Origin of the sequence: Sedimenticola selenatireducens DSM 17993, from assembly GCF_000428045.1 — a bacterium.
Taxonomy (GTDB): Bacteria; Pseudomonadota; Gammaproteobacteria; order Chromatiales; family Chromatiaceae; genus Sedimenticola; species Sedimenticola selenatireducens.
In genome coordinates this window covers 1-13,221 of record NZ_ATZE01000004.1, presented here as the reverse complement: position 1 = coordinate 13,221, position 13,221 = coordinate 1, and the positions used below count along the sequence as shown (strand labels likewise).

Sequence of the window (13,221 nt, the reverse complement as noted above, 5' to 3'; positions counted from 1 at the left end):
TCCTGTAGGCACTATGAGAACAGCCGAATGTAAGCTGCCAATTTCAAAAGCACGCCTTTTTGTAACCCTGAGTAACAACGCCCGGGCTGTTACACTCTGTTACAAAGTCGGCCACCCGGATACCGGCTGATCGGGTATAAAGAGCCAATGGAAAAACCACAACACATTCTGGTGGTCGATGACGACCAAGAAATCCGCCAACTGCTGCAGGCCTATCTGGAGCAGAACGGTTACCGTGTGACCACGGTGGGTGAAGGCAAAACAATGAACCGGGTACTGGAGGATCAACGTATCGATCTGGTGGTGCTGGATCTGATGCTGCCCGGGACCGACGGTCTGGAACTCTGTCGCAATCTGCGCGTGAAATCCAGAATACCCATCATCATGCTCACCGCCCGGGGTGACGAGATGGATCGTATCCTGGGGCTGGAAATGGGTGCCGATGACTATCTGCCCAAGCCGTTCAATCCGCGGGAACTGCTGGCCCGCATCAAGGTCGTCCTGCGTCGCAGCACCTCGCTTCCTTATGATCAGCCGGAGTCAACACCCCAGGCAATATGTTTCGCCGACTGGACGCTGGACCCGATAGCCCGCCACCTGGTGTCATCATCGGGGATCGTGGTACCCCTCAGCGGTGCGGAATACCGGCTGTTGAAAGTATTTCTGGAGCACCCCAACCGGGTATTGAATCGCGACCAATTGCTTGATCTCACCCAGGGGCGGGAAGCCGATCCCTTTGATCGCAGTATCGATGTACTGGTCAGCCGTCTCAGAAGACGCCTGGAAGATGACCCGAAGGAGCCCGGGATCATCAAGACGGTGCGCGGTGAAGGTTATGTGTTCACTGTACAAGTCAAGAGTAATGGCGCTCCGATATGAGGCTGCTCCCCCGCTCACTGTTTGGACGACTGACTCTGATACTGATTGGCGGACTGCTGTTGGCTCAATTTCTCAGTACCGGACTGCTGCTGAAAGACCGGGTCGATGTGATTCGGGAAAACACCGGGATACAGCTGATTCAACGGGTGGCCTCGCTGGTCTACTTGTTGGAGGATACGGAACCCAAGGAACGGGCGCGTATTGTCAGGGCATTCAGTACCCCGCAGTTTCGCGCCACGCTGTCCAATAGTCCCCTGCAACAAGGCGTAGATGCCGTGCCGTCAAATCACCTGGAGATGCTATTACGGCAGGCGCTGTCCGAACGCACGGAGATCCAGGTGGCGATCAATCCCATCCACGGCAGTCGTGATCGGGAAAGTTCCTTCTGGCGGCAGCGGAGTGAGGTATCTGACCGACGATATGTGGAATCCCGTCCGTCGCGATTTCGTCCCCCGAGAAGCGGATTTCAGGCCAGTATTCGGTTGTCTGACGGCAACTGGCTGAATATCCTGCGTCCGATCCCCGAAGGGGTGGAACAGTGGCCGTACAGGCTGCTCACTTATCTGGGTGTGCTGCTGATCTCCATCATCCTGCTCTCCTTGCTGGCGGTTCGTTGGGTTACCCGCCCCCTCGGCACACTGGCCGAGGCGGCACAGAATATCGGCAAGGACATCACCTATCCGCCGCTCAACGAAAAAGGCCCGCGGGAAGTCAGGAATGCGGTACGGGCATTCAATACCATGCAGGAGCGGCTGCGACGCTATATCGAGGATCGCAGCCGGGTGCTGGCAGCCGTATCACATGATCTAAAAACCCCCATCACCCGTCTGCGTCTGCGCCTGGCACTGCTGAAGGACGACGCGCTCCAGTCCAGGTTTGAGAAGGACCTGGATGAGATGGAGCAGATGGTGCTCGCCACACTGGATTATCTGCGCGGCACCGAGAGCAAGGAGAAACCGGTGCAGATCAGTGTCAATGCCCTGCTGGAATCCCTGCAGGATGATGCACAGGAGCTGGGCTGGGAGATGACCCTGACAAGCAGTAAAACGGCACCCTATACCGGACGACCGCTGGCCCTGAAACGCTGCCTGATGAATCTGATTGAAAATGCCGTGCGTTATGGCGAGGCTGCGGATATCCGCCTGGAGGATAGTCCGCAGAAATTAACCATCATCATCGCAGACCGTGGCAAAGGCGTACCGGAAGACGAACTGGAGGGACTGTTCAATCCCTTCTATCGCCGCGAGAAATCGCGTGCCCGGGAGACCGGCGGAACCGGCCTTGGACTCGGGATCGCCCGGAATATCGCCCGGGCCCATGGGGGCGATGTCATCCTGCGTAAAGGGAAACTGCATGGACTCGAAGCAGTGATCACCTTGCCCCGTTGATCAGGACGGGTTATTCGGAGGCTGAGAGCGATCCGTGCAGTGTCAGTTGCGGGAACGGGATCTCCCAGCCGTTTTCACTGCAGGCATCCACACACCAGCGTTGAATGGCGCGACGCAGCCGGTTATACAGATCACCCGCCTCGCCCTTGAAGTCCGCGATGATGGCAATATCCAGTGACGAAGTGTTCGCGGCTGCGAACTCCACCCGCAGATTCAACAACTGATCACCGTAGCCTTCCTGATGTATCCTTAGCGTCAGATAGTTCTGCAATGCCTCAGGAATAACTGCTGTAATCTCCTGTTGCAGGGCGTAACTGAGACCGATGACCTCCTTGATACGGAAATTGGTCGCCAGATTACGCGGCGATGCCGCCAGAAAATCCGCCATCTGATAGGTCACTCTGGCGCCACCCCGCTCCACCAGCTGAACCATTTCATGAGAGATACCGGTGACCTTGCCCCTGATCCCGTTGCTCAGAATGACCCAGTCCCCCTGACCACAGGGAAACCAGGGATCATCGGTTTGAGATGGACGCGATTTAAGATCGACCAGCTCGTCAATGGGTACCCGCTGGCTGATACCGGCCACCGGATTGACCAGCGTGCTGTAGACGTTGATCTGCTCTACCCGCCAGGGCAATCCCTCCATGAAGATCCGCTCGCCCTCGCGTACCGAGCCGACATTGAGAAACAGCTGTATCTGGCTCCAATAGCGTGGCAAGGTCTGCCTGAGCGCCCAGGCGATGCCGAACAACAGCAGTATACCCAGGCTGAACAGCACCCAGTCTTCCACCAGATAGAATACTGTCATGGGGCCAAGAATTGAAAACAGGACAGTGAGCATGCGGTGCAGCAGCTCAACCAGGCGAATCTTGAAACTGCGATGTTTTGCCCGAAATCCCGGGATATAACGCTGCATTACCTTGGCGCTCAGGCGCGACAAGAGGATGACGGAAGCCACCACCAGGAGTGCGATCGTGAGGTAGAGTCCGCGCTTCTGAAAAAAGGACTTCAGATAGCTCTGGGATGCCTCGGCAAACGATGTCTCAGCGGCATTCAGCTTATCCAGTTGTAACTGTGCCGCCTGCAGCTCACTCTGTATGAACGCCTGCTGCTTGGACCACTGCTCTTCCGTCTCCTGCAGGGTCTGCATCAGGCTTTTATTACTCGCCGCCTGTTTAAGTGTGTCGATATTGGCCAGCGCCTGGGTGATAACCGGCAGTTGCTCCTCGAAATAGTCAATTTTTTTCTTGAGTTCCGATTTCTTGCGAACCCGGGCGGTCATCTCCTTCATCTCGTCAATAGCGGGCCTGACCAGGGCGAACACCTCCTGTTGCAGATTGAACTCTTCCGTGACCTCACCCCGTAGCGTGGTAATATCGACACCCGCTGCGATATTCTCGAAATTCCGCGTGGTGGTTCGGAGGTCACTCTCCAGCTTTTCCAGCCGCTGCTTCAGGCTCGCCTTCTCGGCCTCTGACCGGGTGGACTGGAGCTCCTGGTTTAGTGTCCGGATATCCTTTTGCAACGCTTTTCTCAGCTCGACAAAAGAGCTCAGGGTCTCGATCGTGGAGGGTGCAACTGCTGCTTGCGGCTGTTGGGATTCCCCGTTGCTCTGCGCTAAAGCCGTCGTTGCAATCAGCCACAGGCAGCACCATCCAAGCAGGACGGAGGCGCTATATTTGAGCAGCTTGTTTTGATATTTCACCGCATGCGAATTCCGTATCAGAAGTTGAATCGTCTTGGAAGCGGAATCAATCCACTGAGTCCTGAGAGCATGCCTCCTGGCTTCTTTTGCAATGACTCCGCCTCTTCCTTACAAAACCACCATACCGGCAGTTACCGGTCAATCTTCATCCCGGTCATCAACATCCAGCTGGCCACTCATGCGGCGACGGATATGGGACCAGGAGAGTCCGGTGGCCATCACCGCAGAAATAACGACCAGCACGATATAGGTGAGCAGTGTGGTATTGCTGAGAGAAATGACCTGATAATGGATCAACGCCCAGACCAGGGTTCCGAAAAATGCCAACGCCAGCAGCGCACCGATCACGCCAAGAGAACGGGCGCTTGCACGTACATAGATCACCCAACCAATTAGCAATAATACGCCGGCCAGGGCAATCAGCGGATCGATTTTGGTCTCCGCTTCAGTCAGCCAGTGATACCAGGAGTAACCCGATGGATTGTAGGTTGAAAACACCAAAAGCAACGCCAGGATCCATCGAATCATGAATCCTGCAAAATTGAAACCGCGGTCCGCCATAGACTGTCCTTGAGAAAATTAAGACCGATTGCCGCCACCTTGTTCTGATAGCCGTGCCGGTCGACCAAATCAATGATAATTTATAACACAGAATTGGGCAGACAATCTGTCACTATTCCGGGGTGAAACTTGTCCTGCTGATGACGGTCGATTTAATCGGCTGGTCCTTTCTCCACGCCAGGCGTTTCTTGATGGTGTCGCAGAGATTGGCCTGTTTTACCATGAACTCGCCACCGATATGGGTAAAACCAAGACGCTCATAAAACCGCTTGACTCTTTCCACATCCGCTTCCGGAACACGCTTGCCATATTCCGGCGAGAGCGGAAAAGCCTTCAAGGCGATAATGCTGTCTTCCACATCCACCATTTGACCGATCTTTCCCATCAGGGCGCTGCCGATACACTGCCCCCTATAGTCCGGGTCAATCGTAATCTCGTTGATGTAGACCAATCCACTGCACTCCTGCTTCTTCATACTGCCATCGGCCATTTCCTGCAGATAGTGGCAGCCATCGTCACCGAACGCCGTCTGGGAAAACTCCGATAGCTCGGGACAGACCGAGTCGAGCAAGAGTGATTGATTGACACCATCCACAATCGCCGCCGCCAAATCGAGCTTGTGACCATGTATCTCTCCAACCACACGATCAGAGCCTGAGGCATCATCCCATACAATTGATTTTCCGGTAAATTTGAGCACATAGGGAGCCAGCTCAGGATCTGAGTCCGGCCTTAGTGAAAATTCAAATTCGAGATCGGGCATTGGATGCTCCAAAAACAACATATTAGCTAATACTTATACTACAGTATCTTCGGGGTGTTTTCATCGGTTTTTTGTTCAAACGTGACATATATTGAACAAATAGTACTTTATCTACTTCGTGACGGATCAACTTATCTGCGAGACTGCCGATATTGCTACCATTGCGCAAAAAACCGGAGGATACATCCATGTCAACCGCTGCCACTGCAGGCATGAAAATCGGCTCACTGCTACTACTGGTCACTGCATCGATCGGAATGGCCGACGACTTGAATAAAACTTCGGCGCAAAAAGCGGATACCAGGGTGATTCCTTTTGACCTCTACCGGACACCCGCCACGGTGACACCAACGGAAAGCGACCATGCTCTAAACTGTCTCGCCCTGGAACGTGAAATCACCGATCTCATGCCCAAAACCTATAGCTATAAACCGGACTTTTATAATGACCCCTACCAGGGGGCGGCAATCTGGATAGGCACCACGCTGTTTATGCCGGCCTATGCGATATCAGGATACGCCGGATATCTTCAGTACCAGGAGAATGGACGAATAATCTCGGCAGAGGAGCGGATCGAAACACTTCGACACCTGAAGGCACAACACCACTGTTTCGAGAGCTGACAGTACCTGCCTGAATTCAGGCAATGCGATTGAGCTGACGCGCCGCTGCCACCACCGCCTGTCCCAGCGAAAGCCCCCCGTCATTGGCCGGCAGCACGCGAGGACTCATTAGGGTCAACCCCTGTTCGCGCAGCTTGTGGCTCACGCCCTCAAGTAGAATCCTGTTCTGAAATACGCCTCCTGAGAGTACAACGGTATTCAACCGTTGTTGTCGGCAAAGCTGCAGCGCCGTCTCTGTTACCGCTTGGATCATCCCCAGATGAAATCTGGCGGCTATGACCCCCGATGCCACATCCCGCCGAAGATCCTTAAGCAAGGCGTGCCACAGTGGTTGCCAGCCCAGCACGCACTGCCCGCCAATCCATTCCATCCGGTATCCATATCCTGTTTCCTGCCCCTCCAAAAACTCATGGCCAATCAGGGCCTCCATCTCAATGGCGGCCTGTCCTTCGTGGCTCGCCTGCTCCCGGCAGATCCCGATAGCAGCGGCGACCGCATCGAACAGTCTGCCACAAGAGGAAGCCAGTGGTGAATTCAGTCCTCGCTCAAACATCTGTTGCAGGTTGGCAATCGGCTTGCTGTTGAGAAAGCGCACAATCTCCAGTTCGCCATAATCATGTGACAGACGATCCCAGGCGAATTCACTCAACAGGTGGGCGAGCGTATTGCGCCAGGGTTCATGCATCGCCTTGGCGCCCCCCAGCATAGCCGTGGGTTTGAAGTAACCCAGGCGTTGAAACTCACGATAATTGACTCTCAGGAACTCGCCGCCCCACAGGGCACCGTCCTCCCCCATGCCAAGACCATCAAGCGCAACACCCAAAACGTCCGCTTGATCCAAACCCCTGCCATGCTCCGCCATACAGCCGACTATATGCGCATGATGGTGCTGAACGGATTCCAGATGGATCTTACGCTCCTCAGCCATCTGCTGGCCCCACTGGGTCGAGAGATAATTGGGATGATAATCGACCACCACTACCGCCGGGTCATGTTGGAACAGTTGACCATAGAGTTCCAGGGAGCGATGGTATTCCTTGATGGTGGCGCCGTTCTCGAGATCGCCCATATGCTGGGAGAGAATGGCCTGGTTGTCCTTCATCAGGCAGAACGTGTTCTTCAGTTCACCACCCAGGGCAAGTATCGGTGGGGTTCCCCTGAACTCATCAGGCAAAGTGATAGGCGCAGGCGCATAGCCACGCGCCCGGCGCAATATTCTGGCATCACCGTCCATCACCCGAACCACCGAATCATCCAGGCGATTCACAATCTCCCGGTCATGCAGAAGCCAGTAATCGGCAATAGCCGACAGACGATCATGAGCAGCGTTATTCGAGATTACCTGCGGCTCATCCGACAGATTGCCGGATGTCAGCACAATCGGTCGCGCCAACCGCCCCATCAATAGATGATGCAGGGGCGTATAGGGCAGCATAAAACCAAGAGATCGCTGCCCCGGGGCGATCGCAGGCGCGAGCGTTTCGTCCCCTCCCTGCCGCAGAATCACAATAGGTGCGGCGCTACTTTTCAGCAGAGCCTCCTCCTGATCACTGACTTTGGCATAACGGCGAATCATTGCCAGGTCGGTCGCCATCAAGGCAAAGGCCTTGTGGTAGCGTCGTTTCCTTGAGCGCAGTGTCGCAACGGCCTGTTCATTCCCCGCATCGCAGGCGAGATGCACGCCGCCGATTCCCTTGATCGCCAGGATAGCACCGGAGCGTAGAAGTTTGGCCGCAAGCTCAAGCGGTTCCTTGTCACTCCCCTCATGCAACGCTTTGCCTGCGACATCTTCCAGCCAGACCCGCGGACCACACGCCGGACAGGCATTAGGTTGTGCATGAAAGCGTCGATCCGCTGGATCACGGTATTCTGCCAGGCAAGCCTTGCATTGTTGAAATACCGCCATACTGGTAGTCGCCCGGTCATAAGGGATCGCGCGCACAATGGAGAGTCTGGGGCCACAATGGGTACAGTTTGTAAACGGGTAGTGATAACGCCGGTTATGTGGTTGATGGATATCCTGCAGGCAGGCATCGCAGGTAGCCGCATCAGGAACAATACCGGTACGGATCTCGCCCCCCCTGCTTTCAATAATCTCAAACCGGGTGTATGCCGGTCTATCCAGCAATGCAAGCGGCTGTCGTTCGACAGCATCGATCTTGGACAGTGGTGGTGGTTGTTGTGTGATTAAATCGATCAGTCGATCTATCGCAGATTTACAGCCAATGGCATCGATCAGAACACCTTCGGCGTCATTCCATACCGCACCGAGCAATTTGCAGTGATTGGCAAAATTCCAGACCGTCGGCCTGAAACCGACGCCCTGAACCAATCCACGTATACGGATTCGCTCTGCATAGGGTTTGACGTTCATGGGTTAGTTGGGATCCGGGTCGGTGAAATATTGTACAAGTGTACCCCTACCCCCTTTTCGGGCGAAGTAGAAAACACCGGTTTTCCGGTATCTGCTTCAGTGATCCTGATCCTGACCCAGTCCCTCCAGAACCGCCTCAGCCAACTCTTCGGTAACAAACTTCGTCAAGGCAGCATTTGCCCCGCTGGCCGTGGCATACTCCTGACTGACGGCGCCTGCCAGCGAGGTATGGAGCAGTATATAAACCGAAGCGAAATCCTGATCCTTGCGCAGTTCCCGCGTCAGCGTGTAACCATCCATCTCAGGCATCTCGATATCCGAAATGATCAGATCAACAGTACGTCCTTCTGCATGCAGTGCGTGCAATAATTGCAGGGCCTCTTTACCGTCGTTGGCCATCACCGGATCTATACCAATCATCGCCAGAGTCTGGGAGACCTGCTTTCTGGCAAGCCCGGAGTCATCCACCACAAGGATCAACTTTCTGCGCAACAGCTCAAGTTGTTCATCCGAGAGGCTAACACCCTTTCCGGTGCTGTCCTTGGGAGGTGCAACCTCATTCAGCACGCGCTCAACATCAATCACCTCTACAATCTTATCGTCGATATTAATCACACCCGTTATGTAATTAAAGCGTCCAGACGAAGCCGGTGGAGGTTGTATGGCATCCCACCCAAGCGGAATTATCTTATCCACTTTTTTAACCAGAAAGCCCTGCAGAGAACGATTGAATTCTGAAATAATGATTGAACAATCGGCAAATTCCGCTACATCCTTGGTTGTAGTCATACCCAATGCACTGGAAAGATCAATTACCGGGAATGGCTGTCCACGCAGGCGGGCGATGCCAATAATCGCAGGATTGGCCCCGGGAAGTGTGTTCATCGCATGGTAGGGGATGATCTCCTTAATCTTCAGAACATTGATGCCGAATACCTGGCGACCAAAAAGGGTAAACAGCAGCATGCGCTGTTGTGTCCTGTTTTGATTTTTTTGCTGATTTGAATTTTCAGTAGTCACAAACAATACGTGTGTTATTGAGTTAACGACGACGATGGGCAGGAACCAACAGTCTCTCCACTCCACCATGCTTGAAATAGTCTAGCGACCGACCTCATCATAACTTGAACCCGGTTACTGTTTCATCGACCCGATTTATCCTAATACCACACTGGTAAAATGGGCGACCAGCGTATTCCAAGGCGCTGAATTTGATTTAGCAAGGGTGATTGCTAATTTAGTCTTGACGAAGAAATCATAAAATTATTGCGCGTTGTTTAAGTAAGGTATCGCTATTATCTGTAAAACTATTGAATATTTTTCATAATTTCCAAATAAAGTATTGGCAACAGTATTCAACTTTGGCAATATTCGATCTGTGGGATACTCAACTACCCGTCGCATTTCATACACTCTTATGGGGAACCTCAGATGGTCACGAAAAAAGCAAGAACCACAAAAAAACGCGTTGCTAAAAAAACGGCAGCCCGTGCAACAAAAACTACTGCCGCCAAGAAGGCAGCACCCAGCATCTCTCCTGTAGCACAACTAGAACAGTCAATTGCCAAATCACAAGCTCAACTGACCAAGCTTTACGAAAAAGACGCGGCACAGGCACAAAAGAGTGTAGAAAAAATCAAGGGCCAACTGGATAAGGCGGTAGCCAGACAGGCGGTACTGCGCGATAAAAAGAACGCTGCAGCGGAAAAGGCCACCACCAACCGTACCGCAGCCACAAAGAAACAGGTAGAAAAGTCACGCGAGGCGCTGCGTATCGCAGGTCAAAAGGTATCCGAGCTGCGTGAGCAGATGAAAAACGCCAAACAGGCTCTCAAAGAAGCAAGCGACACACAGAAGAAGTCTGCCGCGCAACAGAAGGCACTGGAAAAATTCGAAAGCGACTGGACCAAGGCCAATGCCCCCAAGAAGAAGCGGAAGGCAAGCGCCAAACGTCGTCCGCGCAAGACCGCAGCCCGGAAATCGGCAGCAATGGCTTCCGCCACCACCGAAACTGCGGCAAGCGAATAAAACACCAACGGGATGACGGGTCGACCTGCATCCAGACAGCAAAAAGCCCGCTCCCGAGATTGCACGGGGCGGGCTTTTGTATTGTCCACTGTCCTCTCTAACCAATCAGCCCCTAATTATCGGCTGACCTCAGCAGATTCAATACCTCTTCGCACTTCTCACGCATCAAGCGCATATCCCCCCGGGTTTCCAGGTTTAGTCTGACGACCGGTTCAGTATTCGAACTGCGCAGATTAAACCGCCACTGCGCCATATCAACACTGATACCGTCGGTGTAATCCACCGACAGCGCCTGCTCCTGATAGTGAGCCAACACCCGGGCGATAGCGGCAGCCGGATCACCGATCTGACTATTGATCTCACCGGGCGAGGGATATTCTGCGATACGATCATCCACCAGGGCCGACAATGGCTGCTGTTTTAGACTGACCAGTTCGGCAATCAACAGCCAGGGAATCATGCCGCTATCACAGTAGAAAAAATCCCGAAAATAGTGATGCGCACTCATCTCGCCGCCATAGACCGCATCCTCCTGCCTCATCCGCTCCTTGATGAAGGCATGCCCGGTTTTACTCTGGATAGCCTGACCACCATGCTGTTTCACAATATCCAGGGTATTCCAGATCAATCGAGGATCATGGATAATCCGGCTACCTGGATACTTCTCAAGAAAAGCCTCCGCCAGCAGCCCCACGATATAGTAACCCTCGATAAATCGCCCCTGTTCATCAAACAGAAAGCAGCGATCAAAATCTCCATCCCAGGCAATACCGAAATCGGCCTGATGCGACAGTACCGCATCGATCGTATCCTGACGATTGTCCACCAGTAGCGGATTGGGAATGCCATGGGGAAATGTGCCATCTGGCTGATGATGGATCTTATGAAAGGTTATCGGTATACCCAGGGAGGCGAACCGTCGTTCAATGACATCAATACAGAGACCAGCCACACCATTTCCCGCATTGACCACCAGATTGAGCGGATGGATCGCTTCGGCGGCTATATAACCCATCAGGTGATCGACATAGGCGTCCCGCGTCGATATCGGTTGGTACTCCCCTCTCTGGTTGGCAGGCATTTCAGAAAACCGGTTACGCCTGACCAGGGCTTCAATTTCATTCAGCCCGGTATCACCACTGATCGGCTTCGACTCCTCGCGTACCAGTTTCATGCCGTTGTAGTCTTTGGGATTATGGCTTGCAGTAACCACGATACCGCCATCCGTCTCCAGATAGGAAGTGGCGAAATAGATCTCTTCTGTGCCGCACAAACCGATATCCAGCACCGTAACACCGGCATCGCGCAGACCGTTGGATAATGCCCGCTTCAAGGCGTCGGTAGAGAGTCGCATATCCCCCCCGATCACTACTCTTTCTGGCTTTATATATTCGGCATACGCCCGCCCGATGCAATAGGCGATATCCTCATTCAGCGATTGCCCGAGCTGGCCGCGAATATCATAGGCTTTAAAACAATCGAGCTTTTGCATGAAATAGTCCTGATTTTTTTATTAAAATGATACCTGATTGCCTACCAGGCTCAGCCCTGGTCGAATACAGTTCGGTTAGACAGGTAATCAAAAAATGGTATGACGATGCCTTCAAACAATGCGTTAGCAAGATTACAAGGAACCACACCATTTTAGCCTATTTGACGCACGACTCCCCGCCTCCTTCCAAAACCTGTTGGTAAAGCAATTTTACGTGGACATCCCAACAGGATTCTCTATTATGACGTTAACGTTAAGGTAAATCGGAGCCGGTCAATGCAAGTAAAAGAGGCGCTGAAACAGAGAAAGGCTACCCGGGCCTTTCTGCCGCAGGAAGTCGAGAAAGCGAAGATCGTACGTATTCTGGATGCGGCGCGTCACGCCCCATCCGGAACCAACACCCAGCCGTGGCAGGTGGCTGTCGTGACGGGTGAAAAACGGCGGCGGCTAGGTGATCTGATGGAGACCGCCTTTCGCAGCGGGCAAGCCGGAGCAATGGAGTTTCAGTATTATCCGGAGGTCTGGGAAGGGGTCTACAAAGCGCGTCGCCGCGCCTGTGGACTGCAGATGTACTCGACTCTCAATATCAGCCGGGAAGAGAAACAACGTCAGCAGGACCAGTGGGCTGCCAATTACCGTGCCTTTGATGCGCCGGTGATGATGTTTTTCTTTATTGACCGGATTCTTGAAACCGGTTCCTATCTCGATTACGGCATGTTCATTCAGTCCATCATGCTGATGGCACTGGAAGAGGGACTGGCCACCTGCCCGCAGGCGGCCCTGGGCGAGTATCCGGAGATCGTTAAACGGGAGTTGGGTTATTCCGAAGAGAAAAAACTGGTGGTAGGCCTGGCGATGGGATACGAAGACACAAGTAATATCATCAACAGCTACCGCACACCCCGTGACGAAGTGGAGCAGTTCACGCGTTTTTTCGAGTAAAACTGCAAAGGCAACCATCTCACGCGCTCCTACAGCGAGATAGTTTCTACCATTACGGTAAAAAAAAAGCCCTGTGCGTAAGCGCAGGGCGTCTATTAAGTGCGTTAGTCCCGGGAAGGGGTTACAACGCCTGCTCCAACTCCGGCAGGGCCTGGAACAGGTCCGCCACCAGGCCATAGTCGGCCACTTGGAAGATCGGCGCCTCCTCGTCCTTGTTGATCGCCACGATCACCTTGCTCTCCTTCATCCCCGCCAGGTGCTGAATCGCCCCCGAAATGCCCACCGCAATGTACAGCTCCGGCGCCACAATCTTGCCCGTCTGCCCCACCTGGTAGTCATTCGGCACATAGCCCGCATCCACCGCCGCACGTGACGCGCCTATCGCCGCGTTCAGCTTGTCCGCCACCGCCTCGATCAGCTTGAAGTTCTCGCCACTGCCCATGCCCCGACCGCCCGAGACCAC

12 protein-coding genes are annotated in these 13,221 nt (G+C 53.6%); 5 read left to right on the top strand and 7 right to left on the bottom strand.

Annotated elements, in window-relative coordinates; translation table 11 throughout:
* Positions 1 to 147: 147 nt before the first annotated feature.
* Both A3GO_RS0104355 and A3GO_RS0104350 read left to right on the top strand, forming a co-directional pair.
* Positions 148 to 879, top strand: a complete 732-nt coding sequence (locus A3GO_RS0104355; RefSeq protein WP_029132368.1) for a response regulator — start codon at positions 148 to 150, stop codon at positions 877 to 879.
* Entirely contained in the window at positions 876 to 2,267 is a 1,392-nt protein-coding gene (locus A3GO_RS0104350; protein ID WP_029132367.1) for an ATP-binding protein, read from the top strand. The genes A3GO_RS0104355 and A3GO_RS0104350 overlap by 4 nt, the downstream gene beginning before the upstream one ends.
* Positions 2,268 to 2,277: 10 nt before the next feature.
* On the opposite strand, the gene A3GO_RS22485 is transcribed toward A3GO_RS0104350, so the two are convergent.
* From A3GO_RS22485 to A3GO_RS0104335, 3 genes are all read right to left on the bottom strand, one after another.
* A complete protein-coding gene (locus A3GO_RS22485) occupies positions 2,278 to 3,975 on the bottom strand; it encodes a mechanosensitive ion channel family protein (protein ID WP_051301827.1) in 1,698 nt (565 codons plus the stop codon).
* 138 nt (positions 3,976 to 4,113) lie between these two features.
* Complete coding sequence (locus tag A3GO_RS0104340; protein WP_245621661.1) at positions 4,114 to 4,503, bottom strand: DUF6524 family protein; 390 nt, start codon at positions 4,501 to 4,503, stop codon at positions 4,114 to 4,116.
* Between the two features lie 145 nt (positions 4,504 to 4,648).
* Positions 4,649 to 5,299 carry a GNAT family N-acetyltransferase gene (locus A3GO_RS0104335; RefSeq protein WP_029132365.1) on the bottom strand — a complete coding sequence of 217 codons (651 nt, stop codon included), beginning with the start codon at positions 5,297 to 5,299 and terminating at the stop codon, positions 4,649 to 4,651.
* 188 nt (positions 5,300 to 5,487) lie between these two features.
* On the opposite strand from A3GO_RS0104335, the gene A3GO_RS25175 reads away from it, so the two are divergent.
* Positions 5,488 to 5,922 (top strand): hypothetical protein, encoded by a 435-nt coding sequence (locus A3GO_RS25175; RefSeq protein WP_029132364.1) that lies wholly within the window; start codon positions 5,488 to 5,490, stop codon positions 5,920 to 5,922.
* A gap of 16 nt (positions 5,923 to 5,938) precedes the next feature.
* On the opposite strand, the gene hypF is transcribed toward A3GO_RS25175, so the two are convergent.
* On the bottom strand, positions 5,939 to 8,296 hold the full coding sequence (gene hypF / locus A3GO_RS0104325) for a carbamoyltransferase HypF (RefSeq protein ID WP_029132363.1): 2,358 nt from the start codon (positions 8,294 to 8,296) through the stop codon (positions 5,939 to 5,941).
* A 96-nt stretch (positions 8,297 to 8,392) separates the two neighbouring features.
* Positions 8,393 to 9,262 carry a chemotaxis protein gene (locus A3GO_RS0104320; RefSeq protein ID WP_051301826.1) on the bottom strand — a complete coding sequence of 290 codons (870 nt, stop codon included), beginning with the start codon at positions 9,260 to 9,262 and terminating at the stop codon, positions 8,393 to 8,395.
* Positions 9,263 to 9,727: 465 nt separating this feature from the next.
* Between A3GO_RS0104320 and A3GO_RS0104315 the strand changes: the two genes are divergently transcribed.
* Positions 9,728 to 10,324 carry a hypothetical protein gene (locus tag A3GO_RS0104315; protein ID WP_029132361.1) on the top strand — a complete coding sequence of 199 codons (597 nt, stop codon included), beginning with the start codon at positions 9,728 to 9,730 and terminating at the stop codon, positions 10,322 to 10,324.
* 112 nt (positions 10,325 to 10,436) lie between these two features.
* Here A3GO_RS0104315 and A3GO_RS0104310 read toward each other — a convergent pair whose 3' ends face one another.
* On the bottom strand, positions 10,437 to 11,816 hold the full coding sequence (locus A3GO_RS0104310) for a phosphohexomutase domain-containing protein (protein ID WP_029132360.1): 1,380 nt from the start codon (positions 11,814 to 11,816) through the stop codon (positions 10,437 to 10,439).
* Between the two features lie 276 nt (positions 11,817 to 12,092).
* Here A3GO_RS0104310 and A3GO_RS0104305 point away from each other — a divergent pair, with 276 nt between their 5' ends.
* Complete coding sequence (locus tag A3GO_RS0104305) at positions 12,093 to 12,758, top strand: nitroreductase (RefSeq protein ID WP_029132359.1); 666 nt, start codon at positions 12,093 to 12,095, stop codon at positions 12,756 to 12,758.
* Between the two features lie 121 nt (positions 12,759 to 12,879).
* Here A3GO_RS0104305 and A3GO_RS0104300 read toward each other — a convergent pair.
* Positions 12,880 to 13,221, bottom strand: a 342-nt coding sequence (locus A3GO_RS0104300; protein WP_029132358.1) for an electron transfer flavoprotein subunit alpha/FixB family protein, incomplete at its 5' end; no start/stop codon positions are given.

Coding starts and splice junctions, on each gene's coding strand:
- A3GO_RS0104340 (WP_245621661.1), bottom strand. CDS start 4,503: ATGATTCGATGGATCCTGGCGTTGCTTTTGGTGTTTTCAACCTACAAT.
- A3GO_RS0104310 (WP_029132360.1), bottom strand. CDS start 11,816: ATGCAAAAGCTCGATTGTTTTAAAGCCTATGATATTCGCGGCCAGCTC.
- A3GO_RS0104335 (WP_029132365.1), bottom strand. CDS start 5,299: ATGCCCGATCTCGAATTTGAATTTTCACTAAGGCCGGACTCAGATCCT.
- A3GO_RS0104320 (WP_051301826.1), bottom strand. CDS start 9,262: ATGCTGCTGTTTACCCTTTTTGGTCGCCAGGTATTCGGCATCAATGTT.
- A3GO_RS0104350 (WP_029132367.1), top strand. CDS start 876: ATGAGGCTGCTCCCCCGCTCACTGTTTGGACGACTGACTCTGATACTG.
- A3GO_RS25175 (WP_029132364.1), top strand. CDS start 5,488: ATGTCAACCGCTGCCACTGCAGGCATGAAAATCGGCTCACTGCTACTA.
- A3GO_RS0104305 (WP_029132359.1), top strand. CDS start 12,093: ATGCAAGTAAAAGAGGCGCTGAAACAGAGAAAGGCTACCCGGGCCTTT.
- hypF (WP_029132363.1), bottom strand. CDS start 8,296: ATGAACGTCAAACCCTATGCAGAGCGAATCCGTATACGTGGATTGGTT.
- A3GO_RS0104315 (WP_029132361.1), top strand. CDS start 9,728: ATGGTCACGAAAAAAGCAAGAACCACAAAAAAACGCGTTGCTAAAAAA.
- A3GO_RS0104355 (WP_029132368.1), top strand. CDS start 148: ATGGAAAAACCACAACACATTCTGGTGGTCGATGACGACCAAGAAATC.